This is a genomic window from Lysinibacillus halotolerans (assembly GCF_003711845.1).
Lineage (GTDB): Bacteria > Bacillota > Bacilli > Bacillales_A > Planococcaceae > Ureibacillus > Ureibacillus halotolerans.
This window is the reverse complement of sequence record NZ_RHLQ01000028.1, coordinates 1-25,938: the sequence shown is the minus strand read 5'-3', so window position 1 is coordinate 25,938 and position 25,938 is coordinate 1. Positions and strand designations below refer to the sequence as shown.

The following is a 25,938-nucleotide window of genomic DNA, read 5'->3' as shown; positions in this document are numbered from 1 at the left end:
GCATGGGGAAACCAACAGGATTTATGGAATATAAACGAGAAAAAACAAAGGAACAGCCTCCACTAGAGCGTATTTCGAGTTGGAATGAATATGCTACAAGGCTGTCAGATGAATCATTACAAAGGCAAGGCGCGCGTTGTATGGATTGCGGTACACCGTTCTGTCATATGGGCGTGGAAATTCGCGGTGCAGCTGCAGGCTGTCCAATCCAAAACGTTATTCCCGAATGGAATGATTTAGTTTATAGAGGGAAATGGAAAGAAGCATTAGATCGTCTACATATGACGAATAACTTTCCTGAATTCACAGGGCGCGTTTGTCCAGCGCCTTGTGAAGGATCATGTACATTAGGAATTTCGGATCCTGCCGTTGCCATTAAATCAATCGAACGTTCCATTATTGATAAAGGGTTTGAAAATAATTGGATTGTTCCTCGTATTCCTCAAACTCGTACAGGGAAAAGGGTCGCCATCGTTGGATCAGGGCCGGCTGGATTAGCAGCGGCAGATCAATTAAATCAACTTGGCCATAGTGTAACGATTTATGAACGGGCTGACCGTCCAGGCGGTTTATTAATGTATGGTATTCCGAATATGAAATTAGAAAAAGACGTCATTGAACGTCGAGTAAATTTACTTCGTCAAGAAGGAATTGATTTCATATTAAATACGGAAATTGGCAAGGATATTACTGCAGATGAATTAAAGGCTCAATACGATGCTGTAATACTTTGTATCGGTGCTCAAAAACAACGGGTGCTTCATTTAGAGGGCAGTGAGGCTGAAGGAATTCATTTAGCTATGGATTACTTAACAGGTGTTACGCAAAGTTTACTAGATTCTAATTTTGAAGATAAAAAAGCAATCGATGTTGCTGGTAAGGATGTAATTGTTATCGGAGGCGGTGATACTGGTGCAGACTGTGTGGCGACAGCTATTCGTCAAAAGGCACGCTCTGTGTATCAGTTCGGTAAACATCCACAATTACCAAAAACACGACAAGAAGATCGTCCTTGGCCGCAAGATCCAAATGTTTATAAATTGGATTATGCCTATGAAGAGGTAGAAGCGGCAAAGGGCCGTGACCCACGGGAATATTGCATTCAAACGAAAAAAATTGTTGCTGATAAAAACGGACGCGTAAAAGAACTTCATACGATTCAAATGGAGAAAATTTTAGGCGATGACGGATTTTATTTCTTCAAAGAGCTTCCAGGTACTGAAAAGGTTTGGCCAATTCAATATGTGTTTGTTGCGATTGGATTTGAAGGAGTGGAAAAATCATTACCAGAACAATTCGGTGTGAAATTAGTCAATAACCGTATCCAAGCATCCATTAAAGATTTTGAAACAAATGTTCCTGGTGTATTTACAGCAGGGGATGCAAGACGGGGTCAAAGCTTAGTTGTTTGGGCTATTAAAGAAGGTCGCGCGGTAGCAGCAAGTGTTGATGAATTTTTAATGACAACGGTTAAAGCATAATTTGATTAGGCGATTTTTGAGTTTTTAATAGAACTCAGAAGTCGTCTTTTTTTGATTTTGAATCAAACATTTTATTAATATAATTTCTTCGCAACATGTATAAGAATTGGTTATACTAAGGAAAACTACTTAAGTCTCTAATCTCAATGATTAAAATTATTTTTTACTCTATGATATTTGAAATCTATTCTCAATTAGTATTCTTTTATTGAAAATGAATTTCTTTCCTTTTTTTAAAAATTAGTTTTCGTCAAAACTGAAAAAATGTGTAAAACACCAATATAATAATGGTTTTTGTTGAAATCTAATGATTGTGGAATAAATCTTTTGCATGCTTTGAAGTTTTCGGTTAAGATTAGAATGATAATAAATTAGAAATGGTTCTACCATTTAACTCGCAACTACGGAGGTAATATAATGTCAACTTTAGTTATTAAAGATCTTCATGTATCGATTGAAGATAAAGAGATTTTAAAAGGTGTAAACCTAACAATTAATACAAATGAAGTCCATGCAATTATGGGTCCAAATGGTACAGGTAAATCTACATTAGCTTCTGCTATTATGGGTCACCCTAAATATGAAGTTACTCAAGGTACTATTGAAATAGATGGTGAAAACGTACTTGAAATGGAAGTTGATGAGCGTGCAAAAGCTGGTTTATTCCTAGCTATGCAATACCCTTCTGAAATTTCAGGTGTAACAAACGCAGATTTCATCCGTTCAGCTATTAACGCTCGTCGTGAAGAAGGCGATGAAATTTCATTAATGAAATTTATCCGTGAGCTTGATAAAACAATGGATTTCCTAGAAATGGATCAAGATATGGCTCAACGTTATTTAAATGAAGGATTCTCTGGTGGGGAAAAGAAACGTAATGAAATTCTTCAATTAATGATGATTAAACCTACTTTCGCTATTTTAGACGAAATCGACTCAGGTCTTGATATCGACGCATTAAAAGTTGTTGCAAAAGGTATTAACGAAATGCGCGGTGAAGGATTCGGATGTCTTGCAATCACTCACTACCAACGTTTATTAAACTACATTACTCCTGATCATGTACACGTTATGATGCAAGGTCGCGTTGTTAAATCTGGTGGTCCAGAATTAGCTCAACGTCTAGAAGCAGAAGGTTATGACTGGATTAAAAAAGAATTAGGAATCGAAGATACAGACGCGGTAACAGAAGAAGCTTAATGGAGGAGGGCGAAACAACATGACGGTTGAAACAAAATTGGCGTTATCAGCTACAGAAGTACGCTCGTTCTCGCAAAGCAACAATGAACCATCATGGTTTGCGAACTTGCGCGCGGAAGCAATTGAAAAGGCTGCTGAGCTACCAATGCCAAAGCCAGATAAAACAAATATTACAGGTTGGAACTTTATCGAGTTCCCTCAACATACAGTAGAAAGTGCACCATTTAATTCTTTAGATGAGCTTCCTACAGAAGTAAAAGAAATCATTGATATTGAAGGCCAAGAAAACCTTTATATTCAACGTAATAATACACCTGCATTTATTAAAATTTCTGAAGAGTTAAAAGCTCAAGGTGTTATTTTTACAGATATCCGAACTGCGATTCGTGAGCACAGTGATTTAGTTCAAAAATACTTTATGACAGAAGCTGTTAAAGTAGATGAGCATAAATTAACTGCTTACCATGCTGCATTAGTTAACGGTGGTGTATTCGTATACGTACCAAAAAACGTTGTTGTTGAACAACCATTACAAGTTGTTTTCTTAAACGACAATGCAGACGCTTCATTATTTAACCATGTTCTTGTCGTAGCTGACAGCAATTCAGCAGTAACATATGTAGAAACTTATGTATCTACAGTAGAACAAGCAAATGGACAAGCTAACTTAATCGAAGAAGTTGTTGCATTAGACAATGCACAAGTTACTTTCGGTGCTGTAGATGTTCTTGCTAAAGGTTTTACAACTTACGTAAACCGCCGCGGTCATATTAAACGCGATGCGAAAATGGACTGGGCTTTAGGTTTAATGAACGATTCAGATACAATTTCTGAAAATATTACTCACTTAATTGGTGACGGTTCAACTGCCAATGCGAAAACAGTAGTAGTAGGGCGCGGAGAACAAAAACAAAACTTCACAACAGAAGTTCGTCACTGGGGTAAAAACTCTGAAGGCTTCATCTTAAAACATGGTGTTATGAAAGATGCAGCTCAAACAATCTTCAATGGTATCGGTAAAATTGAACACGGTGCTACAAAATCAAATGCAGAACAAGAATCACGCGTATTAATGTTATCTGAAAATGCTCGTGGTGATGCAAACCCAATTTTATTAATTGATGAAGATGATGTAATGGCAGGACACGCAGCATCTGTTGGTCGTGTTGATCCAATTCAACTTTATTACTTAATGAGTCGTGGTATTTCAAAATCAGAAGCAGAGCGTTTAGTTATCCACGGATTCCTTGCGCCTGTTGTTACTAACCTTCCTATCGAAAGCGTTAAAAATCAATTGACGAAAGTCATTGAAGGGAAAGTTCGCTAATGAATGAAATCCGTAAATTGTTTCCTGTTCTCAATCAAGAAGTAAACGGGCATCCGCTCGTTTACCTTGATAGTGCAGCAACATCCCAAAAGCCAATTCAAGTATTAGAAGCAGTAAAAAACTATTACGAGTTAGATAATTCCAACGTTCACCGTGGTGTACATACTTTAGGAAATCGAGCAACTGATTCATATGAAGGAGCTCGTGAGAAAATCCGTAAGTTCATTAACGCGACGTCAACAGAAGAAATTATTTACACTCGTGGTACTACAACTTCTTTAAATACGGTAGCAGCTGCTTATGGACGAATGAATGTTGAAGAAGGAGATGAAATTATTATCTCCTATATGGAACACCATTCAAACTTAATTCCTTGGCAACAATTGGCGAAGGAAAAAGGTGCTGTATTAAAGTATTTTGACCTTGAACCAGATGGTACGATTACATTAGATACTGTTCGCAATACGATTACAGAAAAAACGAAAATTGTCGCGATTACAATGGCTTCAAACGTTTTAGGAACGATTAATCCAATTAAAGAAATTGCTGAAATCGCCCACGAAGTTGGTGCAGTAATCGTAGTAGATGCAGCACAAGCTGCACCGCATATGCCGATCGATGTGCAAGATCTTGATTGTGACTTTTTAGGTTTTTCTGGTCATAAAATGTGCGGTCCAACAGGTATTGGTGTACTATATGGTAAAAAAGCGCTTTTAGAAAACATGGAACCAATTGAATTTGGCGGGGAAATGATTGACTTTGTAGGCTTATATGATTCTACTTGGAAAGAACTGCCTTGGAAATTTGAAGGTGGTACTCCAAATATTGCTGGTGCTATTGGCTTAGGTGCTGCGATTGATTTCTTAAATGAAATTGGATTGGAAAAAATTGCGGAACATGAACATAGCCTAGTAGAATATGCTATAAGTGAAATGGATAAAATCGATGGTTTAACCATTTACGGACCTCGAGATCCACAGAAACGTTGCGGCTTAATTACATTCAATATCGACGGTGTACATCCACATGATTTAGCAACTGTTTTAGATATGAATGGTATTGCTGTACGTGCAGGTCATCATTGTGCTCAACCGCTAATGAAATGGCTACAATGTACTGCAACAGCTCGAGCAAGCTTCTATATGTATAATACGAAGGAAGATATTGATCGACTTGTTGAAGGATTGCGCACAGCGAAGGAGTATTTTAACGATGTCTTTTAATAATTTAGATCAACTATACCGCTCAGTCATTATGGATCATTATAAAAAACCGCGTAACAAAGGTTCATTGGATGGTGACAGTGTCACAATCGATATGAATAACCCTACATGTGGTGACCGCATTCATTTAACTTTAAAAATCAACGATGGTATAGTCGAAGATGCTAAATTTGATGGAGAAGGCTGTTCCATTTCAATGTCTTCTGCCTCTATGATGACAGAAGTTATTAAAGGAAAAAAAGTAAATGAAGCTCTTGAACTAGCTGATATTTTTTCGAAAATGATGCTAGGTGAAGACTATAGCGATAAATATGATTTAGGGGATGTTGAAGCCCTTCAAGGTGTTTCAAAATTCCCAGCACGAATTAAATGCGCTACATTAGCTTGGAAAGCAATGGAAAAAGGCGTAAGCGATCAAAATTAATTTTTGAACGGAGGAGAATAAAAATGGCGAAAAAAATGCCTGATATCGGCGATTACAAATACGGCTTCCATGATAAAGACGTTTCAGTTTTCCGTTCAAAACGTGGATTAACTGATGAAATCGTCCGTGAAATTTCAAATATGAAAAATGAACCGGAGTGGATGTTAAACTATCGTTTAAAAGCGTTAGAAATTTTCTACTCTAAACCAATGCCACAATGGGGTGGCGACCTATCTGCTTTAAACTTCGATGAAATTACTTACTATGTAAAACCATCTGAAGCAACTCAAAAATCTTGGGATGAAGTACCAGAAGAAATCAAAGCTACATTTGATAAATTAGGTATTCCTGAAGCTGAACAAAAATATTTAGCTGGTGTATCTGCTCAGTACGAATCTGAAGTAGTTTACCACAACATGAAAAAGGATCTTGAAGATTTAGGAATTGTCTTCAAAGATACAGATTCAGCATTACGTGAAAATGAAGATATTTTCAAACAATATTGGGGTACAGTTATTCCAGCATCAGACAACAAATTTGCTGCTCTAAACTCAGCTGTTTGGTCTGGTGGATCATTCATTTACGTTCCACCTGGTGTAAAATTAGATACTCCACTTCAAGCATACTTCCGTATTAACTCTGAAAATATGGGTCAATTCGAACGTACGTTAATTATTGTTGATGAAGGATCAAGTGTTCACTATGTAGAAGGATGTACAGCTCCTGTATATACTACAAACTCCCTTCACTCAGCAGTAGTTGAAATTATCGTTAAGAAAGATGCTTATTGCCGTTATACAACAATCCAAAACTGGGCGAACAACGTATATAACTTAGTTACAAAACGTACGGTTGTTGAAGAAAACGGTACAATGGAATGGATTGATGGTAACATCGGTTCAAAATTAACGATGAAATACCCAGCATGTATTTTAAAAGGAGAAGGTGCTCGTGGTATGACCCTTTCAATTGCGATTGCAGGTAAAGGTCAACACCAAGATGCTGGTGCAAAAATGATTCACTTAGCACCAAACACATCTTCAACAATCGTTTCTAAATCGATCTCTAAACAAGGTGGTAAAGTAACTTACCGTGGTATCGTTCGATTTGGTAAAAAAGCAACAGGTGCACGTTCTAACATCGAATGTGATACGTTAATTTTAGATAACGAATCAACATCTGATACAATTCCATATAACGAAATCTTAAACGATAATGTATCTTTAGAGCATGAAGCAAAAGTTTCTAAAGTATCTGAAGAGCAATTATTCTACTTAATGAGCCGTGGTATTTCAGAAGGTGAAGCAACAGAAATGATCGTAATGGGCTTCATCGAACCATTCACAAAAGAATTACCAATGGAATACGCTGTAGAAATGAACCGTTTAATCAAATTCGAAATGGAAGGTTCTATTGGTTAATTCCAATAAAATCAGTACTGTTAAGGCCTTGTGGGTGGTGTGAAAATAACACAAACCCACAAACGCCCCACAAAATTATGATTTTAAATATTTTTTGTACAGGTCGAGTGCATTGCGCTCGATCTTTTTTGTTATGTGTGTGTAGGTATCGTAAGTAGTCTCTACAGACTTATGTCCAAGTCTCTCTGAAATGTATTTAATATCTGCCCCAGCTTCAAGTAAGTGAACTGCATGAGAATGTCTGCATGCATGTGGTGATAGTTCTGGAATTCCTGCTCTTTTACAAAAGACTTTGAATTGTTCCCGAATGACATTAGCTCTCCAATATTCTCCGGTCGGTGTATGGAAAATTAGATCATTTTCAGGCTTTTTATAATAATTAAACTTGGAATACATGTCTTGTTGATTTTTTTTATATTCTTTTAAAACTTCTAAAGTATCGATATCAATTTCAATAATACGTTCACTTGAAGTTGTTTTCGTACTGGTAATGACGACTTCTTTACCTTTATCTTTATATCTACAGGTTTTATCAACAGATACTTGAGCATGTTCAAAATTTATATCGTCCCAAGTTAATGCAAGAGCTTCACCAATTCGTAACCCAGTGTGAAACAAAAAATATATTAGTGTGTAATGCTGACTGGATTCTCTGTATTTTGATTTTTTTACTTTTTCTTTTGCTACACAAATCAATTTTTCCATCTCTTCTACGGAAAAATACTTGATCTTATGTTCTTCCGCTAATTTTGGAATCTTCATACGTGTTATTGGGTTTTCACGGAGTATTCGAAATTCATGAACAGCATCGTGCATTGCAGTACTCATAATACTATGAATTCTTCGGATAGACCCTTCTGAATAACGTTCACTTAAATCTGTTAACCACTCTTTATATTCCAATCTCGTAATTTCTTTTAGTTTATAGTTACCCCATCGAGGGAGTATATTATTTTTAATATTTCGTTCTTGCAAATCAACTGTTGATTGTTTTAAGTTTGGTCGTTTATAAAGTTCAAACCACTTCACAATAAATTCATTTAGAGTTTCCTTACCATCTTCTTGAAAGCCATAGTACTCAAATTTTAATACTTCTTCGTTTGCAGCTAATTGAGCCTCTTTTTTTGTAGAGAATCCACGTTTTGACTTTTCTTTCCACTTACCACTAGCAAAATCCTTGAAGCGAATTCGATATTCCCAAGTACCATTTATTTTACGAAAACTCGCCATATTCTCACCTTCTATCTAAAATATAAATCTTAAACTAGTAAATTAACTATAGAAAAGTTAGAAGTTAAGCACCATGCGAATTTAGCATAAAAAATTTTTTATTTAAGTATTGAGTTAAACGGTGTAAAGCAAATGCCTTTTCGACATTAAATAATGTTTGTATTAACTTAATAGATTCATTCGTATAATCAGTAATTTCTAGTTGTTCCAACATAAAAGTGGGAACACAAGCATGATACATAAAGTTATTTGCTTTCGCTTCTTGATATTCTCTAAAACTTTTTGGCATCTGCCTCTGGTTACCGACGTGTAATAAAACATGAGCAAGTTCATGACAAAAGTCTTGCCACATTGCTTGTTCGGTTAATTGATTATTTAAAAATATGTATGAATAATTATTTAAAAAAAGTGCCTGACTTGATTCGTTCCAGTAGAAAACTCTTATTCCTAGTTTCGAAGATACTTTTTTAAAATTGAGTTGTAAGGGATCATTAATATCCATCCTTGTATAAAATTCCTTTACAAAGTCTTCTATATGACTGTAATACATACTACCATCTCCAATGCTTTGAAACAAAATAGGAACGAATGTTCCTATTTTAGTATAAAACAAAACCCCACCTTTTGGTAGTGGGGTTTATATTAACTAAAAGCTCGATTTATAAGTGGAATTCCAAAAGAACCGGTTTGCACTTCTTCAAGCACTACTTTTCTAATATCACTTTCTTTTATAGTAATTCCTATAATTATCTGAACACCTTTAATTTTACTCAATACATTAAAGAATTTTTTCATATCGTCTACAATGATGCTATGTTGTCCAGGTTCATCAAATATTAATATTCCTGGATGATTTCCATTCATTTCAATAGATGTTTGTAATAAAGCTATGGTAAATGCCCAGATTCTTCTAATATGGTCACTTGCTGAGGAATCAAATTTCATATCAAACTGTTCAATCATTGGCATGTAGGTATCTTTAGATATTTGTACTTTATTAATATCTAATGAGCTTCTATATCCAAAAGTATTCAAATTCTCTATAAAGTATGCACGTAATTTATCCAATTTATTTATATCTTGAAATGTAAGGTTACTATTAGGAAGCTTTAAAATACTGTCCTGATTTAATTTCCATTCAGAAGACAAGTTATAGAATGACTCATTGATTTCATTTTTTAACAATATAACTTCATATAAATCATAAATTAATTTTTGAAGTTCTACTTTTCTATAAACACTTTTTTCTGAATATGTCTCAACTGGTGAATATAAATCGTTATTAGTAATTTGCAATAGAAAATATAGTTTCTTAATAGAAGTTCTATATGTTTTAATATCCTCTTTTAATTTAATGATAGTATTTTCTTTCTGGGTTATTGCATACTCAAATAATTTTTTCTGAGATTCTAAATGATTTATATTTTCTTCAATACTCATTATATTAGTAGACATTTGATTAGTTAAAATAGTATCTTGAATAGGTTGTTCACATGTTGGGCAAAAATTATCAAAAGTCTTAAACTTCTCCATCGACCCTAAGTTTTGTAGTTTTAAGGCATCTTTATTATTTAAAATATCAATATTTATCATTTCTAAACTATTTTGCAAGTGTTTTAAACTTGAAAGTTCTTTATCATAATACTCAGTTGTATTTTTTAGTTTATCTTCAAATTCTTTAATACTATTTTTTGTTTCTTCTACTTCTTTAATCAAGGATTCTAGATTTTCCTTTTTTTTAATCTTAACTTTATTTAATTCTTGTAATTCATCTTCTAAAATTTTTATATAATCTTTTATATTATAATTCAATTCATTATCTGTATAAATTAAGTCTATGGAGTCTTTTTCTATTATATGTATATTTTTGTTGATGCCTTTTAATTCAAGTTTATAGGGATTTAATTTAATACTATATTGTTTATATAAATTTTCCCATTTCTCTTTTAAGAGTTTCTCTTCATTCTTTAAGGAATACTTTAACTTTTCATTTGCGAGTGTATCTAATCCTAAAATATATTCAATAACACGTTTTTTTTGGTCTAGTATATCATAATAGGGCATACCTGAAAAAATATCTCCCCAGCCACGCTTTTGTTCAATAAACATCGAAGAAAATATTAATTGGAGATATAATTTCCTTTCCTCTTCATTTTTACTAGGTACATAGGGTAAGTTTAATTGTAAGAATGATTCTAAAAAGGTATAGAAACCTTTTTGATGTTTTGCAGAATTATGCAAATGAACATAATAATCTTCTTTTTTAATATTAAGATCATTAATTTTATCTAAACTTGAAAAATATACTGTAATTAAATTTGACCCGCGTGTAGAAGACTTTGCTGCTCTAAATATTGTAATAGGTTCAATTCCATTTGATATTTCTAGATATACTTTTGATTCTAAAACAGGTATTTCTTTTTCATCATATTCAATTTGTGTTTTAAAAGCAGAACTTAATACATTTGGACCTTTGCCCCCAATTATCTCTTCTAATCCAATAGCATAGTAAATTGCAGAGATTACAGAACTTTTCCCTACTGTATTACCTTCGCTGTATATTAAGTTAACACCCTTTTTAAAAATGCTTGAAAAACTGAATCGTTTTAAATTTGTTTCAATGTCAATTTTTACTTCATTGATTGTCAACACTTTTATCACCCCAGAAGAGTATTGCTTATATTTTTTATAATATCTTCTGATAAATGAGTAGAGATATTATTTAGAAAACTTTTCTCAGAAATTAATAATTCATTTGAGCGAATTAATTTTTGAGTGAATTTTTTCCCTTTATCAGAGAGTCTAAATAGTCCATTTTTTTGTTGATATATAATTTTGTCTGCAAGCATAAAATTAATTGTTTTATTGACTGCAGGATCAAATCTTAGTGTTAAAAAATTTGATTTAGGTTCATTTAAATAAGCTAATAAATGGTCCATACTTTTAGTGGAATACATAGAAATAGTGATTAGATGTATCTTGGTTAAGGAACATCCGCTTCTTCCACCTGTAATTTTTAATATTAGACATGTAATAGATATTCTATAACTTAATCGATATTTATATGGTACAGCATCTGGTTTTGCATCAAATTTAACATATTCAGATGGAATAAGAATATTGTTTTTCAATTTAAACATCTCCTTTAAATTCCATTGAACAATCTGCTAACCAACTTGCTACTATATTATTTTTTAAATTCATAATTGATGCACTAGATAAAAAGTCAAAGTCTCTTCTCAAATTTTTTTCAAATGTTTCACCTAGTTCAATGAATAATTTTGAATTTAATGTTTTATCTGTGTTAAATAATGTTTTAATTGTTACTTCAGATCGGAAGGATGCAGTGAGTTCTAAAATATCTTTTCTTATATCTGGAAAGTTATCATTTAACCTTTCCAATTGCTCAATGCCTAACATATAGAAAGTCATATACATATCTAATAATTCATTAAATTGATTGGGGTAGTTAGATAAATCAGGTTGAATCGCTAATAATTTTCTCTTAACATTGTTAATTTTATCAATATCACAATTTGTCCAGTTTGGTTTACTATTCTCATTTAATACTATATTTAATTTAACATTAGTGATTTTGGAACGTACTATAGTAGATAGCTCTACCATATAATCATCAGCAACTTTTATGATTATATCGAAATCTTCTGATATATAATCATATAATTGTAAGTCTTTTTCTCTAGTGCTTAAAACAAGTTCTTTTTTTTTGGCTGCATGTTCTATGATTCTTTTATCTCGATATTCTGGTATAACAAAATGCCATTCTTTAATTATAGGAATACCTAATTTTTTTAATTTACTAATGTATTGAACATTAATAAATTTGTTGATATCGTTAGTCATTTTAGTTCGTAACTTTTCGTGAAGCTTTTCATTAGATAAATTAGAATCATTAGGGCAATAACATTGGATAGCGACACCTGATTTGGTGAATCCTTCTATTCCTCCATCTCCTTGATATTCAGCAGGAATCGGTGTGAAATGTTGGTTATTGTATTTCAATTTATAACATTTCACTATAAGTTCTTCCCATAAATCTCCATCCAATGAGGAATCTAATAAGTCAAAGATCATTTGTTTATCCTCTCAAATTTTTATTGTTAAATAGCTCTCCTTAGAAATTTGATTATCAATAAAATTAATATCTACTGTAATTTCTTCAGAAGTTCCTGAGTACTTTATTTTTGCTAAATTAAAGGAGGGAAATAGCTGAACGATTTCAATAGAACGATTATTATAATATAAATCAGTGTTTTTAAAGAAATTGTTCATAATTATATCCCTCCTAAAAATTTAACTTTTTATGTAACACAATATTAACAAAAAGATAAATTAAAATGTAGTAAGGATATATTATATATGTAAATTAACTAATTATCTCTTAATCCCAATAATGTAACTTATGTCGTAATCCAATATATCTACATAGAGTTTAAAAAAAATATTAAATCCATAAATGTTTAATATTTACATAAAGAAATCGTATAAACGACATGTCGACTAGACATGTCGCTTTTATTTTTTCTCATTCTTAATCATCTCCCAAATCATGCGAAGTTTTCGCAGTTCTTCTTCATCAGATTTCGGAAGTTCTCTGTACCATACTTGGAGTTCTGGATCATTGATGAATGCTTGGAATTCTGCCTCATCGTCTTTTGTTGTAGATTCTTTGGTGTCAGTACGACCAAGAAGGTAATCGGTGCTAACTTTAAAATAATCAGCGAATTTATTTAACAATTCAAAATCAGGTCTTCGCTCATCACGTTCGTACATCCCAATTGTGCTTTCAGCAACTCCAAATAGTTTCCCAAATTCTTTTTGAGATATCTTTTTAGAAGTACGAAGTGCTTTTAACTTTTTTCCAAAAAGTTCTGTCATAGTCATATCACCTATCTCAATTCTAACACAAAACGTGTTAGGAAAAATTATTAATATTACATGTTGACAACACGTTTCGTGTGGTTTATAGTTGATTTAACAACACGAAACGTGCGGAGGTGGGAAATTGAATAAAGAGAGAATTGGTCAGAAATTAACCAAGCTGAGAGGAGAAGAAACTAGGGAAGATGTTGCGCGTAAAATTGGCGTTAGTGTGAGTGCTTGGCAGATGTACGAAAACGGTCAACGTATACCTAAGGACGAGATAAAAGTAAAAATAGCCTCCTACTTTAATAAAAGTGTAGGAGAAATTTTTTACTCATGAACAACACAAAACGTGCGGTGAGTGTATTAAATATTAAAGGCTGTAGTCTACAGCCTTCATTTTAGGAGGGGAAAGAATGTTGAACATCGCAATCGATGAGATGAAAGTTGAAGAAATTGTTCGCGAGGAAGCTCAAAAGAAAGTGGAACGAGCAATCATCCAACACACTCTATGGGATATGAACGAGTTGTCTCGTCAAGTTTGTATGAGTATCCCTTTTATAAAAGACCATTTCTTCTATAATGAAGACTTTCCAAAGTTTAAAGTCGGGAGCAAATGGCTTATGCCTGCACAAGAAGCACATGATTATGTTGTGAAATGGTTGAAAAGGCAGTCGAAACAATAGGTTTGGGCATGAACTCTATAATTTAATTCTACTAACTTGTGGAATAACTTACCATGCACAATATGCATATATGCAGATAACGCATAAAAAGGGGGTGATTCAGAGTGGAAGTAGATTTCGGAAAGTTAGTAAAGACCTGTCGTAAAAGAGCAAAATTGTCACAAGAAGTATTTGCAGACTTGATGCACACAACACAGTCGACTATTAGCAGAATTGAAAAAAACCTTATTGCTGTTGAAGCAAGATTCTTAATGAAAGCAGCAAAGGTAACAAATTCAGAGGATATTGTTATTTCATCAATATTTAGTGTTGATGCAATTATGCAAGCAGCTCAATTAGTACCAACATTCATAGGAGGTTTTAGTTTATGGATCTAAAAGAAATCAATCAAAAGATCGTGACTGAAAATTTATGTTACGAAGATTTAATTACAAGGGCAGATGTTTATAGAGAGCGTGGAGATTGGAACATTGCACGGGAATTATTGAAAGATGCAATTAAATCTATCAATGCTCTACAAGAATTAGAAAAACGCAAGCAGTTAAATGTAATGCCACATTATTTGAAAAGAATTGGTGTGGTTGCGAAGGTGGTGAAACGATTTGCAAATTAAAGTTAAAGCGTGGAAACATCTAACTTTCGAACAAAAGCTAGTATTACTACAATTCAGTGCAAATAAAAAACTGCTTAATCGCGCCAACGATTAAACAGTAAAAGAAATTAATCAAATTTTAACTATAACGATTATAACATAAAATCGTGAAAAAGGGGACTGATACTTATGAAAACTTACATTCAACAATTAAAGCAATTTTTAGCTGATGAAAAGGAACTGTTAACTGATTTAGCTCTAGATGTAGCAAATGCTAAATCAGATTATGAACTAGCAAAAGCCAAAGCTATCTATTCAACTCAATTAGCACGTGTTAGTGGTATTGAAGACACTTTAAATATGGCATTAAAAGTTGAAGGAAAGGCTTAACGTCAAATTGACGGAGCCTTTTGCAAGGGAGGATAACAAATGCAGCAATTACCAGTAATAGAGCATTTGGATAAAAGGGTGCTAACAACTAATCAAATTGCCGAAGCTTTTGGAACTAACGCAAAAATTATCGCACGTAACTTTCAACGTAATCAAGATCGTTACGAGCAGGGAATGCACTATTTTGCTTTATCTGGAGAGACTTTAAAACAATTTAAAAGTTCCCGTCAAAATGACGTTTCCCTTAAATATGTCTCAGTACTGTACTTATGGACTGAACAAGGAGCATGGCTTCATGCCAAATCACTCAATAGCGATAAGGCTTGGCAAGCATACAATATGTTGATTTCAAGCTACTACCAAATCAAGGAGCAACTTGAGGAAGAACCTCAAACTCTAGCGATTTCTTATAAATTATTTCAGCAAATTGAAAGGAGGGTTGAAACTTTGGAACAACTTGCAAAGAACTCAACTTTACATTCAGGTGAACAATTAAGATTACGCAAAGCAGTTAACACTCGTGTTTGCCAATTAACTGATAATCAAGGGGCTAGACAATCCTTATTCCGTTCACTCTATGCTGCTCTTAAAGAGCGTTATCATGTAGGTTCATATCGTGACATTAAGCAGTATCAACTTCAAGATGCACTATGTTTTGTCGAAAAGTGGGGTAAATAAAATTATGAATCTATTAATCAATGAACCGCCGTTGCAGGTTCTACCAACACTTGCAACTAAAATAGGTTTAAATAATGCCATAGTGGTTCAGCAAGTGCATTACTGGCTACGCATTTCAAATAACATTCGTGATGGTCACGCTTGGGTGTACAAGTCCATGGACGAATGGGCAGAACAGTTCCCATTTTACTCAAAACGCACTGTTCAAAGGATTATTGCAGAGTTAGAAGGTAAAGAGATCCTTGTAGTAGGCAACTTTAATAAGCTGAAATTTGACAGAACAAAATGGTATCGAATTGACTATGAAAAACTTGAAAAACTTTGCAATAACGCATTACGACAAAATGACATTATCGAAGATGACAATTTGTCATCAATGAATGCGCCAAGTTGTCTAAATGAATCACGACAAAATGACGCAATGGACAATGACAAAATGGCGGTATCTGAACATGACAAAATGGCAGTACCAATAACCAGAGAATACACAGAGAATACAACAGAGAATACAACAGAGAAAAAGAAGAATCGCAAACAAGTTTACGACGAATCTTCTGAGCATTATCAATTAGCAAAATTACTTTACAAAAAAATCCTAGTTGATGATCCAAGTTTTAAAGAGCCTAACTTACAAACTTGGTCAGATCATATTCGCTTGATGATGGAACGTGATGGTCGAACGGTGGAACAAATCAAATATTTAATTGAGTGGTCGCAAAATAACTCTTTCTGGAAATCTAATATTCTATCAACTAAGAAATTACGAGAAAAAGCCACTACCTTGATAAGACAAATTAAAGCTGAGAAAGAAAGAGAATCAGCACCTAAAAAACACAACAATGGACAAACTGAAATAATACCTGAATGGTTTAAAAAACGAAATCAACAAGAGCCACAAACTACCGAACAACCAAACGAAAACATTGATTTCGAAGCTGAAAGACAGAAAATATTAGCAAAACTCGGAAACAACTAAAGGACGACTTTATTCTAAGGAGAGGAGCTTATGCAATTCGAACATTTTATTCATTAGGAGGGAGCTGATTAATTGCTTTTACAAATGAATTTGTATGAAGTACTAGGATTAGAAGATGATCCGGTATATAGAAAAATTAATAGCTTAAAAGAAAATGACGAAGTTAAAATTGAATCATTTAACATTAGAAAAACGGACAAGTTTTATGAAGTTGAAAATGAGGAACTTCATGAAGGATTTAAAACAAAGGAAAAATGTTATTCCTTTATTAGTTCAAAGTTACAACCATTTTGAGAAATAAAATAAAAAAGAAAGGATTCAGTTGCATTAACAAATATTTTTACCACAATATTTTACGACAAATAAAAAAGCCGTAGCAGCAACTACGACTCACACTCTCTTGCTATATCTCGACACTATTATTATAGCAGGAGAGTGGTTGAATGGGCAAACAACTACAAGAATTGCAAGACGGAATTTACTTAGTGAAAGATGGACAAATGAAAAAGGTGCAAGCACCAACAACAGGTTATGGCAAAACAATAATTAGTTGGGAATCAAATAAACCAACTAGAGCAGTACACGAATGTAGCGAAAAATTATAAGTCTATCGGAACAACCGAGGACATCGAATTTTGAGAGTATGGGCACTCTCATGATTTGATGTCCTTTTTATTTTGTGCATAGGGGAGAGTAAATATGACACGTACACTACAAGAGCAGCTAATTAAAAATGGACTTGCTAAAAAACCAATGAAGAAGAGAAGACAAAAGAACAAAATACAAAAATCTAAAGAACAATTAAGTAAAAGAGAATTAGAGGAATTAATGGGTATTAGGAGAGATACCTTTAAACCTGTAAAAGGTTCATTTCGCAAAAAATAATTAGTTAGGTAGGTGCAGTATAAGTGCTCGATCTATTAAAAGAATATCAAGCTAGTTTAATTTTCACAGAGGATAAATTGAAGAAAGTACAAAAGCAAATACGATTTTATAAAAAGCAAAGATATTTAAATCCCACTGGGAAAGAACACTTACTTATGCTGCAGCATGATGAAAGAATATTAAATGCTGCTTTAAGAACTATTAACTTTACTATCGAATGGTTAGCAACAGGTCGGCAACCAGGACTGATGAGAGGAATTGAAAGAAGAGCAGTATATCAAAGAGAAATGAAAAGTGAAAGAAATGTAATACATTTCAAAAGCTACGATCAATATAGTCACGATAATCCATCATCAGATGAAATCGAGGACGATACTTATAAATCTCAAATCGCAAAAGAAATTGTAGCCTCTCTAACAAAGAGACAAAGAGAGATATTAGAACTCTACTCACAGGGATTTACTTGTGAGGAAATAGGGCAGATGTTGGGTATCACAAAACAAGGAGTATGGAAAACGATTGATGCTTGTAAAAAGAAAATTGAAGGCGAAGGGTGGGTAATGTCATGAGATATGTTGAGCCTATACGTGAAACAGATTGGTTAGAGGAATTTATAAATTACTTCAAGGAAAACAACATGAGAGATTATGTAATGTTTATGGTTGGAATCCATACAGGTTTACGTATATCAGACATCTTACTGTTAAAGAAAAAGGATGTTTTGGGGACGCATATTATGTTATTTGAAAAGAAAACTGGAAAACAGAAGCGTTTTATTATTCCACGTCCATTAAAAAAAATATTAGATGATTATATCAAAGATTTAAGAAATACTGATTATCTATTTAAAAGTCAAAAAACAACATCATCTGGCAAACAGAAACCAATCGATCGTACAAGAGCTTATCGAATATTGCAAGAAGCTGCTATAGCTATTGGATATCCAGAGCCAATTGGTACTCATTCAATGCGTAAAACTTTTGGATACAACTTTTATTCAAAATATAAAGAAGTTGCATCACTCATGAAAATATTTAATCATAACAAAGAAACGACAACATTATTTTATATTGGTGTAGGTCAGGATGATTTGGATGAGAAGATTGCAGGGTTATATCGATAGTTAAAAAATTTATTTAGTTGTTATTGCGTTAATCTAAAAGGATTAACGCTTTTTTTATAGAATTAAGTAAATTAATCGAAGAATTTATAAAGGAAGGATATTATGAACAGTAAAAACAATCTACAATTTGGAAAGTGGTTTATTGGTGGTTTAGATATTAATTTGAATGGGATATTAAACCTAACTGAAGAATCAGGAGTTTTAGAATTATATAGTGATGAAGAATTGCCACTTCCATATAAAGCTGATGTTGTCTATGGAAAAACTTATCAGGGAAAGGCGTTTACTTTATATAAATGTCAAATTGAAGGTTCTACGAATTCCTCAATAGTACATGATTATGAAACTAAGTATATATATAAGGTTCACTGCGATTATATTTTAGAAGATGCGATTTTCAATTCAGAACAAGAAGTTTTAATAAGTGAAGTTTATTTTAGCGTTACTAATTTAGAAAGGTGGGCATTTCAAAACAATGTAGAGGTAAAATCACACGATGATTATACGAGATATTCAATAACTACTAATAAGTCTGATGAAATCCTTCATAAAAATGAAGAATTTGAATTTAAAATTAGTATTTATACTTACGCAGGGGATTATAGTTATTCTACAAGTTCAGTAAGTATTAAAACCTATGTTCGATTAGAACTTAAATTTACCAAACCAACGCATTTGGAAAGAATACATAGTATTATATATCAAATTAGAGATTTTATTTCTCTATGCACTAATTTAAGAACGTATATTGATTATATCACTGCTAAACCTCATTATACTAATCCTGACGAATTGCAAATCCCTATTAAAATTTATGGTAATGCAATAGAATTTGGAGATAATAAAAATATTGAAGAATTACAGAATTATCACGTATACATAAGCTTAGATAATATAAAAAAGGATTTCAATTTATGTATGAAAAACTGGTTTGAAAAAAATGAAAAGTTAAGGCCAGTAATAGATTTATATTTGTCAATAAATTATCATCGAACTTCACTTGAACGTCATTTTCTTAACTTAGTACAAGCTCTTGAGGCATATCATAGATTAACTAGGAAAAATCATGTGTTGCCAAAGGAAGAACATGAAAGAAAAATACAAAGTATTATAACAAATGCACCAGAACAATATCAAAATTGGATAAAAGAGAAATTGAATTTTTCAAACGAACCAAGTCTACACGAAAGACTTGAAGAATTATTAACACCTAAAGGTAAAACTGAAGCTCACGAAATAAAGTATCATCATTTATTTAGATTAGGTAAAAAAGATAAAGTTAAAATTATTAGAGATATTAAGAATACAAGAAACTATAATACTCATTTTGATGAAAGACTAAAGAGAAAATCACTTAAAGGTGAAGAATTATACCAATTAATATTATTATTAAAATTAATGATAGAATATTATCTATTAATGGAACTAGAGATAGATGAAGATATTGTTCTCGACCTAAGTTGGAGAAAATCAGAAAAATTATCTACACGAATTGCAATTATTGAATCTACCAAAAGTAATTAAATAAAATATATATATAAGAGCTAGTTTTGATTATTTTTCAAACAGCTCTTTTTTTATTTTAAAAATGAAATTGCACCTTGAATCCTAAAATACAACACAATAACTAAATTGTGCGTTTTTAACAATAAAAAAATAAAAATACAGTTATTTCAAGGATGCAACTCTAATTTTAAAATGCAACAGAATTATAGATATGTTGTGTTATAGGGTGCAGAGGTTGACGAATGCCACTTATAAGTGAAAGGGAAAAACGTTTTGAACTATGAAAAGGAGCGTTATAAATGATTAGTCAGAAACGTTTTAAAGAGCTTATGAGATACATTCATGAGGGTAATCTCATGAAGTTTTATAAGTCTCGTGAATGGATGAGGCTTAGACTTCAAGCGCTTGAGCGTGACAATTATGAATGCCAAGAATGTAAACGTAAAGGTAGGTATCGTAGAGCACAGTGCGTTCATCACTTAAAAGAAGTTAAAGTGGTTCCGATACTTGCCTTAACTCTTAGTAATCTAGAAAGCTTATGTAACTCTTGTCATAACAAGATGCATGATCGTTATGGGACAATCATGGGCCAACAAGGAAAAAGATTTGTTAACGAAGAAAAATGGTAAACCAAAAACAATTTTATACCCCCCTTAAAAAAATTCGGCTTTTTTTCGGGGGACAATTCAACGGAGGGGGGCGATGGGAAAAAATATTTTTTCATTTCCTCACGTGAGTTCGATTTGCATACAAGTTGCAACTAGTAGTTAGGGGTGCAAGGTGGTGGAGAGATGGAAAAAAAGAATCATGAATTAGCATTAATTGATTATAAAAAAGGTTTGAAATACAAGGAAATTGCGGAAAAATACGATGTATCTATTAATACAGTGAAAAGTTGGCATCGACGGTATGATTGGGCCAAAAAAATTACTGAAAATGATGATAATGAAGAACAGAATAGTAATGAATTGCACACAAAAACAGTGAAAAACGAAAAATACAAACGCACCCGTAAAAATATTGAAGCTAGTTTACGGAAACAACTGGAAGAAAAAGGAGTAATACAGGCTCACTATAGCGATTTAATTAATGATTATATGTCTTTATGGGATGTAAAAAATAAATTAATCGCTGACATTGAAGAACGTGGAGTAACGGTTTTAGTGGCAAACGGTCGTAGTGTTAATAAAAAGAAGAATGATAGTGTGACTGAGTTGAACAAAACTAATGCACAAATGCTAAAACTTCTTAGTGAGCTGGGCTTAGATGCTTCTAAAGTAGAAAAGCCAGGTGGTGATGATGGTGACGACGTATAATTCGCATGAATATATAGAAACATATTTTAATCTAATTGAATCTGGCAAAGTAGCTGCATGCAAAGAGCAATTTCAATTAATCGATTATTTAAGAAATATATTAAATCGAGATGATGTTTATATTGATGATGAAATGGTGAAGAACAGCGTTGAGATTCCAGAAAAGTATTTTCCCTTTAAATTATTCGATTGGCAAAAATTTATTAATGTTTTTGTATTTGGTCTACGGTGGAAACAATCGAATGCGTTAGTTTTTGATACGTACTTTTTATATATGGGGCGTGGCGCTGGAAAGAATGGTTTTATATCGTATGATGGTTTTTTTATGTTAACAAAACAACATGGAATCAAAAATTATGATATTGATATTGTTGCAACGAGTGAAGATCAAGCTAAGAGATCGTTCGATGATGTTTACGAAGTATTAGAAGATGGAAAAAATAAAGACCGTTTAAAAAAGGCATTTTATCGTTCAAAGGTAAACATACGAAATAATGCTACGAATAGTAGTTTAAGATTTAATACTTCTAATGCGAGGACAAAAGACGGTAAGCGTTCGGGTTGTGTTATTTTTGATGAAGAGCACGAATATGAAGATTACAAAACTATTAATGTATTTACAACTGGTGGAGGTAAAATCAAAGACTATCGAGAGTTTCATATATCAACAGATGGAACGGTTAGAGGTGGACCATTGGATGATTTAAAAGAGGAATCCCGAATGATTTTAAATGGAGAGATTGGTATCGAGCAATCATCTGTTTTCCCGTTTATCTGTAAATTAGATGATCCATCAGAAGTTGATGATATGGAAATGTGGCCAAAAGCAAATCCGTCTCTTCCGTTCAATAATGAATTGAAAAGAAAAATGATTAAAGAATATAACAAGATGCAACGAAATGCTGCTCTTCGAATTGTTTTTATGACAAAACGAATGAATTGTCCGATGGAAGATACACGTTTTGAAGTCGCTTCATATGAAGATAGACTTGCAACAAATCAACCTATCCCATATAACAAATTAGAAGGTCTTGATACTATCGGTGGAGTAGACTTTGCAGATGTTCGAGATTTCTGCTCAGTTGGATTATTAGCTAAATACAATGGGAAACGTTATTGGTTACACCATACGTTTATTCACCAAAAAGCATTAGAATTACAAGACATCAATAAGGATATTGTACAGATTGCTCTGGATAAAGGACTTGCAGAAATAGTTTATGGTAAGTCGATTCCACCAGAAAAAATAGTTGCTTGGTTTGTTAAACAAGCAGAAACGTTTTATATAAAGAAAATCTCTTTAGATACTTATAGAGCCACAATATTAGGTCCCGCACTAAAAGAGGCAGGCTTTGAAGTAGAGGTCTGTCGTACAGGGAAATTTACACACGCTAAATTATCACCATTAGTTGATGATATGTTTATTAATCAAACATTAGTTTTTGGCGATGATCCTTTAATGAGATGGTATGTCGGAAATGTTTATGTAGATTACCTTGATAATCAAAACAAAGAATACAAAAAAATAGATCCTGAAAAGCGAAAAACGGATGGTTTTTTCGCTTTTTTACATGCACTGAATTTTGACTCTGAATTAGAGGATTATGGAGACATTGACTATGAATCTTTAGCAGAGTTCAAACCAATTGTTATTTAGAAAGGGGTGGTACCATGTCAATGTTTGGTTGGCTAAGAAATTGGAATCCATTTTCGTCAAATAAAGATTTAATGAACATCGTTGTACAACTTACAGTAGCAGACTCATATAAACGCTTAGCAATAGATGCATGTGTAAATTTAATTGCTGATGCATTTGCAAGATGTGAATTTAAAACAATGGAAGAAAACAAATCGGTGAAAAAAATTAATTATTACCTAATGAATATAGCCCCTAACCAAAATGAAAATGCAGTTGAATTTTGGAAAAAGGTTATATACAAACTCTATTACGACAATGAAGTGTTAGTGATTCCACAAAATGAAATGTGGTATGTTGCTGATAGTTTCGACAAAGAAGAATATGCATTTAAAGAAAATACCTACTCTGGTGTGACAATAGGAGATTTAAGTTTAACTAAAACATTTAAAGAAAGCCAAGTTTTCTATTTCAAACTAAATAACGAAAACGTGATGAATGTTATAAACACACTGTATTCGGACTATGGTTCTCTTATTTCTTCTGCTAGAGATATTTATAAGCGTTCTAATGCTAAACGACTAGTATTAAAAGGGGATTTCTTTAGACCACAAAATGACAAACGACAAGAACAAATTAACGAGATGCTTACAGCTCAATTTAAACCTTGGTTGGAAGCCAATAATGCCGGAGCTATTTTTCAGTTACAAGATGGTTATGTCTTAGAAGACTTAAGTGGTAACGGAAAAAGTGGGGCAAATAAAAATGATAGTCGGGATGTTCGTAATTTAGTAGATGATATATTTGATTTTGTTTCATCAGCATTACATGTGCCACGGGGACTAGTGAAAGGTGACGTTGTGAACGTAAAGGAGCTAGTTAATTATTTATTAATGTTCGGATTACTACCACTTATCGATTTGATTTCAGCAGAAGTCAATAAAAAATGGTACAAACCAGAAGATTATCTAAACGGCAACTATATAAAAATAGATGCTACGAATATTAAAGTCACTGATTTATCAGAACAAGCTGCAGGTCTCGATAAATTATTCGCCATTGGAGCAATATCAATAAATGATATTATTGAACGCATTGGCGGCGAAAGAATTAATGAAGAATGGGCAGATAAACGATATGTCACTAAGAACTATGCAGATGCATCTGCACCAGAAGGGGGTGAGAAAAATTGACGAAACGTCGTTTTAAAAACAATCCGTACAGCAATACGTACGGACAAAAACATATAACAAATCAGTTTGAAGCAACAGCTTCTGAGAATGTTGCGAAACTAATTATTTATGGTGACATAGGCGAAAGTTGGTGGGATGATAATTCAACATCAGCAAATGATGTTGAAAATGCCTTAAAAAACATTGATGCCGATGAAATTCATGTACACATTAATTCTCTTGGTGGAGATGTATTTGATGGTATTGCTATTTATAACCTTTTAAAAAACCATGATGCAAAAGTTATTATCCATATAGATGGTGTTGCAGCCTCTGCAGCTTCTTTAATAGCCATGTCTGGTGATGAAGTGATTATGAATACGGGTTCTATGATCATGATTCATGAGGCATCAACATGGGTTTGGGGTACCAAAACCGATATTCAAAAAACATTGAATGCATTAGAAGGTATTGATAAATCCATTGCCAATATTTATATGACTAGATTCAAAGGTGAAAAAGAAGATATAGAAAAACTCATCGTTGCTGAAACTTGGTTTACAGATGAAGAAGCCGTAGAAGTAGGTTTTGCAGATAGTGTTGGAAATACAACTCAGTCAGAAGAAGAGGAAGAAGAAGAACTAGATCCGTTAGAAGTAAAAAATAGCATTCTTGCAAAATTCCGAAATAAAAAACCAGAGCAAAATGAAAAACAAAATATTCTTAATAAATTCAAGCGCAACTCAAACGAGTAGCGTTTTTTATTTTAAAAAAATAGGAGGGCAAATAATATGCCAGGAATTTTAAACCCAGATCAAAATATTCAAGCACAAAATGAAATGAAGTCTAATATCGTTGCAGCATTACAAGAGGGGGACACAGAAAAATTTGCAAATGCTCTTGTGGCTCTTGCAGGTGGCATTCAAAACCAAATATTACAAGAAGCACAGTCATTAGTTACAAATGAAATGAGCGATTCTCGTATCTTAGCTGAGCGCGGTATTCGTCCATTAACTTCTGCAGAACAAAAGTATTACAATGCTGTTATTAACAATGAAGGTTTTGGCGGAGTTGAAGAGCTTGTACCTGCGACGGTAATTAACCGAGTATTTGATGAATTAGAGCAATCACACGCTTTATTACAAGCAATTACGTTTGTAAATACAACAGGTGTCACAAAATGGATTACTAAAAATGGTGATGTAAACCCAGCATTTTGGGGTAAATTAACAGACGCAATCAAGCAAAAACTTGATAACGGATTTAATGTTGTTAATACAAATCTATATAAATTATCAGCTTATTTACCAGTCGCTAAATCAATGCTGAACTTAGGGCCAGAATGGTTAGATAAATATGTTCGAGCGGTATTAGTAGAAGCTTGCAACATCGCTTTAGAAACAGCCGTTGTTTCGGGCACTGGTAAAGATGAACCGATTGGAATGATTAAAGATTTAAATGGAGCGGTAGTAGATGGTGTATATCCTGATAAAACAGCAACAGCATTATCAGATTTAACACCAAAGTCACTTGGCAAAAATGTGATGTACCCTCTTACTAAAAACGGTAAAAGAAAAGTGAGTAATGTTATTTTAGTTGTTAACCCTGCAGATTATTGGGAAAAACTATTCCCTGCTACAACAGTTTTAACAGCAGATGGAAATTACGTTTATGGGGTATTACCAATTCCGGCAACAATTATAGAATCTGTTGCAATGCCGGTTGGTAAAATGGCAGCGGGAGTTGCAGCTGATTACTTCCTTGGTGTAGGTTCTTCTCAAAAAATTG

The 25,938-nt window shown here is 33.1% G+C and carries 32 protein-coding genes; 25 read left to right on the top strand and 7 right to left on the bottom strand.

Annotation, left to right across the window (positions count from 1 at the left end):
* Positions 1–2: 2 nt before the first annotated feature.
* The 6 genes from EC501_RS11765 to sufB all read left to right on the top strand — a co-directional run bounded on the left by EC501_RS11765 (position 3) and on the right by sufB (position 7,076).
* Entirely contained in the window at positions 3–1,481 is a 1,479-nt protein-coding gene (locus EC501_RS11765; RefSeq protein WP_122972495.1) for a glutamate synthase subunit beta, read from the top strand.
* A gap of 417 nt (positions 1,482–1,898) precedes the next feature.
* Complete coding sequence (gene sufC / locus EC501_RS11760; RefSeq protein WP_122972494.1) at positions 1,899–2,681, top strand: Fe-S cluster assembly ATPase SufC; 783 nt, start codon at positions 1,899–1,901, stop codon at positions 2,679–2,681.
* Positions 2,682–2,700: 19 nt separating this feature from the next.
* Positions 2,701–4,008: a Fe-S cluster assembly protein SufD gene (gene sufD / locus EC501_RS11755; protein WP_122972493.1), complete on the top strand. Its 1,308-nt coding sequence runs from the start codon at positions 2,701–2,703 to the stop codon at positions 4,006–4,008.
* Positions 4,008–5,231, top strand: a complete 1,224-nt coding sequence (locus EC501_RS11750; RefSeq protein WP_122972492.1) for a cysteine desulfurase — start codon at positions 4,008–4,010, stop codon at positions 5,229–5,231. Before sufD ends, EC501_RS11750 begins: the two co-directional genes overlap by 1 nt.
* Positions 5,221–5,655: a Fe-S cluster assembly sulfur transfer protein SufU gene (sufU, locus tag EC501_RS11745; protein WP_122972491.1), complete on the top strand. Its 435-nt coding sequence runs from the start codon at positions 5,221–5,223 to the stop codon at positions 5,653–5,655. Before EC501_RS11750 ends, sufU begins: the two co-directional genes overlap by 11 nt.
* Positions 5,656–5,678: 23 nt before the next feature.
* Positions 5,679–7,076 carry a Fe-S cluster assembly protein SufB gene (gene sufB / locus EC501_RS11740; RefSeq protein WP_122972490.1) on the top strand — a complete coding sequence of 466 codons (1,398 nt, stop codon included), beginning with the start codon at positions 5,679–5,681 and terminating at the stop codon, positions 7,074–7,076.
* Positions 7,077–7,151: 75 nt separating this feature from the next.
* Here the strand turns inward: sufB and EC501_RS11735 are convergent, their stop codons facing one another.
* The 7 genes from EC501_RS11735 to EC501_RS11705 all read right to left on the bottom strand — a co-directional run bounded on the left by EC501_RS11735 (position 7,152) and on the right by EC501_RS11705 (position 13,205).
* Positions 7,152–8,306: a site-specific integrase gene (locus tag EC501_RS11735; protein WP_122972489.1), complete on the bottom strand. Its 1,155-nt coding sequence runs from the start codon at positions 8,304–8,306 to the stop codon at positions 7,152–7,154.
* A 64-nt stretch (positions 8,307–8,370) separates the two neighbouring features.
* Complete coding sequence (locus EC501_RS11730) at positions 8,371–8,919, bottom strand: ImmA/IrrE family metallo-endopeptidase (protein WP_241559329.1); 549 nt, start codon at positions 8,917–8,919, stop codon at positions 8,371–8,373.
* Between the two features lie 29 nt (positions 8,920–8,948).
* On the bottom strand, positions 8,949–10,958 hold the full coding sequence (locus tag EC501_RS11725) for a hypothetical protein (RefSeq protein ID WP_122972488.1): 2,010 nt from the start codon (positions 10,956–10,958) through the stop codon (positions 8,949–8,951).
* A gap of 5 nt (positions 10,959–10,963) precedes the next feature.
* Positions 10,964–11,437: a hypothetical protein gene (locus EC501_RS11720; RefSeq protein ID WP_122972487.1), complete on the bottom strand. Its 474-nt coding sequence runs from the start codon at positions 11,435–11,437 to the stop codon at positions 10,964–10,966.
* Position 11,438: 1 nt separating this feature from the next.
* Positions 11,439–12,401: a hypothetical protein gene (locus EC501_RS11715; RefSeq protein WP_122972486.1), complete on the bottom strand. Its 963-nt coding sequence runs from the start codon at positions 12,399–12,401 to the stop codon at positions 11,439–11,441.
* A gap of 12 nt (positions 12,402–12,413) precedes the next feature.
* Positions 12,414–12,599: a hypothetical protein gene (locus EC501_RS11710; RefSeq protein ID WP_122972485.1), complete on the bottom strand. Its 186-nt coding sequence runs from the start codon at positions 12,597–12,599 to the stop codon at positions 12,414–12,416.
* Positions 12,600–12,842: 243 nt separating this feature from the next.
* Entirely contained in the window at positions 12,843–13,205 is a 363-nt protein-coding gene (locus EC501_RS11705) for a helix-turn-helix domain-containing protein (protein WP_122972484.1), read from the bottom strand.
* 127 nt (positions 13,206–13,332) lie between these two features.
* Here EC501_RS11705 and EC501_RS11700 point away from each other — a divergent pair, with 127 nt between their 5' ends.
* From EC501_RS11700 to EC501_RS11610, 19 genes are all read left to right on the top strand, one after another.
* A complete protein-coding gene (locus tag EC501_RS11700) occupies positions 13,333–13,530 on the top strand; it encodes a helix-turn-helix transcriptional regulator (protein WP_122972483.1) in 198 nt (65 codons plus the stop codon).
* A 76-nt stretch (positions 13,531–13,606) separates the two neighbouring features.
* Positions 13,607–13,876: a group-specific protein gene (locus EC501_RS11695; RefSeq protein WP_122972482.1), complete on the top strand. Its 270-nt coding sequence runs from the start codon at positions 13,607–13,609 to the stop codon at positions 13,874–13,876.
* 104 nt (positions 13,877–13,980) lie between these two features.
* A complete protein-coding gene (locus tag EC501_RS11690; RefSeq protein WP_122972481.1) occupies positions 13,981–14,253 on the top strand; it encodes a helix-turn-helix domain-containing protein in 273 nt (90 codons plus the stop codon).
* Positions 14,244–14,489, top strand: a complete 246-nt coding sequence (locus tag EC501_RS11685) for a hypothetical protein (protein WP_122972480.1) — start codon at positions 14,244–14,246, stop codon at positions 14,487–14,489. Before EC501_RS11690 ends, EC501_RS11685 begins: the two co-directional genes overlap by 10 nt.
* Before the next feature lie 168 nt (positions 14,490–14,657).
* Complete coding sequence (locus EC501_RS11680) at positions 14,658–14,858, top strand: hypothetical protein (protein ID WP_122972479.1); 201 nt, start codon at positions 14,658–14,660, stop codon at positions 14,856–14,858.
* Between the two features lie 39 nt (positions 14,859–14,897).
* The gene (locus tag EC501_RS11675; protein ID WP_122972478.1) at positions 14,898–15,536 is read left to right on the top strand and encodes an ORF6N domain-containing protein; all 639 of its coding nucleotides are present in this window, start codon (positions 14,898–14,900) and stop codon (positions 15,534–15,536) included.
* Positions 15,537–15,540: 4 nt separating this feature from the next.
* Complete coding sequence (locus EC501_RS11670; protein ID WP_122972477.1) at positions 15,541–16,512, top strand: hypothetical protein; 972 nt, start codon at positions 15,541–15,543, stop codon at positions 16,510–16,512.
* 72 nt (positions 16,513–16,584) lie between these two features.
* Positions 16,585–16,806 carry a hypothetical protein gene (locus EC501_RS11665; protein WP_122972476.1) on the top strand — a complete coding sequence of 74 codons (222 nt, stop codon included), beginning with the start codon at positions 16,585–16,587 and terminating at the stop codon, positions 16,804–16,806.
* 149 nt (positions 16,807–16,955) lie between these two features.
* Positions 16,956–17,117, top strand: a complete 162-nt coding sequence (locus EC501_RS11660; protein WP_122972475.1) for a DUF3954 domain-containing protein — start codon at positions 16,956–16,958, stop codon at positions 17,115–17,117.
* 94 nt (positions 17,118–17,211) lie between these two features.
* Positions 17,212–17,397, top strand: coding sequence for a hypothetical protein (locus tag EC501_RS11655; RefSeq protein WP_122972474.1), 186 nt, complete (start codon positions 17,212–17,214; stop codon positions 17,395–17,397).
* A gap of 23 nt (positions 17,398–17,420) precedes the next feature.
* Entirely contained in the window at positions 17,421–17,966 is a 546-nt protein-coding gene (locus EC501_RS11650; protein ID WP_122972473.1) for a sigma factor-like helix-turn-helix DNA-binding protein, read from the top strand.
* Positions 17,963–18,520 carry a tyrosine-type recombinase/integrase gene (locus EC501_RS11645; protein ID WP_122972472.1) on the top strand — a complete coding sequence of 186 codons (558 nt, stop codon included), beginning with the start codon at positions 17,963–17,965 and terminating at the stop codon, positions 18,518–18,520. The genes EC501_RS11650 and EC501_RS11645 overlap by 4 nt, the downstream gene beginning before the upstream one ends.
* A gap of 102 nt (positions 18,521–18,622) precedes the next feature.
* The gene (locus EC501_RS11640) at positions 18,623–20,044 is read left to right on the top strand and encodes an ApeA N-terminal domain 1-containing protein (RefSeq protein ID WP_122972471.1); all 1,422 of its coding nucleotides are present in this window, start codon (positions 18,623–18,625) and stop codon (positions 20,042–20,044) included.
* A gap of 281 nt (positions 20,045–20,325) precedes the next feature.
* The gene (locus EC501_RS11635) at positions 20,326–20,655 is read left to right on the top strand and encodes an HNH endonuclease (protein WP_241559328.1); all 330 of its coding nucleotides are present in this window, start codon (positions 20,326–20,328) and stop codon (positions 20,653–20,655) included.
* A gap of 162 nt (positions 20,656–20,817) precedes the next feature.
* Positions 20,818–21,342 carry a P27 family phage terminase small subunit gene (locus EC501_RS11630; protein WP_122972470.1) on the top strand — a complete coding sequence of 175 codons (525 nt, stop codon included), beginning with the start codon at positions 20,818–20,820 and terminating at the stop codon, positions 21,340–21,342.
* Complete coding sequence (locus EC501_RS11625; RefSeq protein WP_122972469.1) at positions 21,326–22,999, top strand: terminase TerL endonuclease subunit; 1,674 nt, start codon at positions 21,326–21,328, stop codon at positions 22,997–22,999. Before EC501_RS11630 ends, EC501_RS11625 begins: the two co-directional genes overlap by 17 nt.
* A gap of 14 nt (positions 23,000–23,013) precedes the next feature.
* Complete coding sequence (locus tag EC501_RS11620; protein WP_122972468.1) at positions 23,014–24,171, top strand: phage portal protein; 1,158 nt, start codon at positions 23,014–23,016, stop codon at positions 24,169–24,171.
* On the top strand, positions 24,168–24,905 hold the full coding sequence (locus EC501_RS11615; protein WP_241559327.1) for a head maturation protease, ClpP-related: 738 nt from the start codon (positions 24,168–24,170) through the stop codon (positions 24,903–24,905). The genes EC501_RS11620 and EC501_RS11615 overlap by 4 nt, the downstream gene beginning before the upstream one ends.
* Positions 24,906–24,941: 36 nt before the next feature.
* Positions 24,942–25,938: phage major capsid protein (locus EC501_RS11610; RefSeq protein WP_122972467.1), on the top strand; the 997-nt coding region annotated here is incomplete at its 3' end.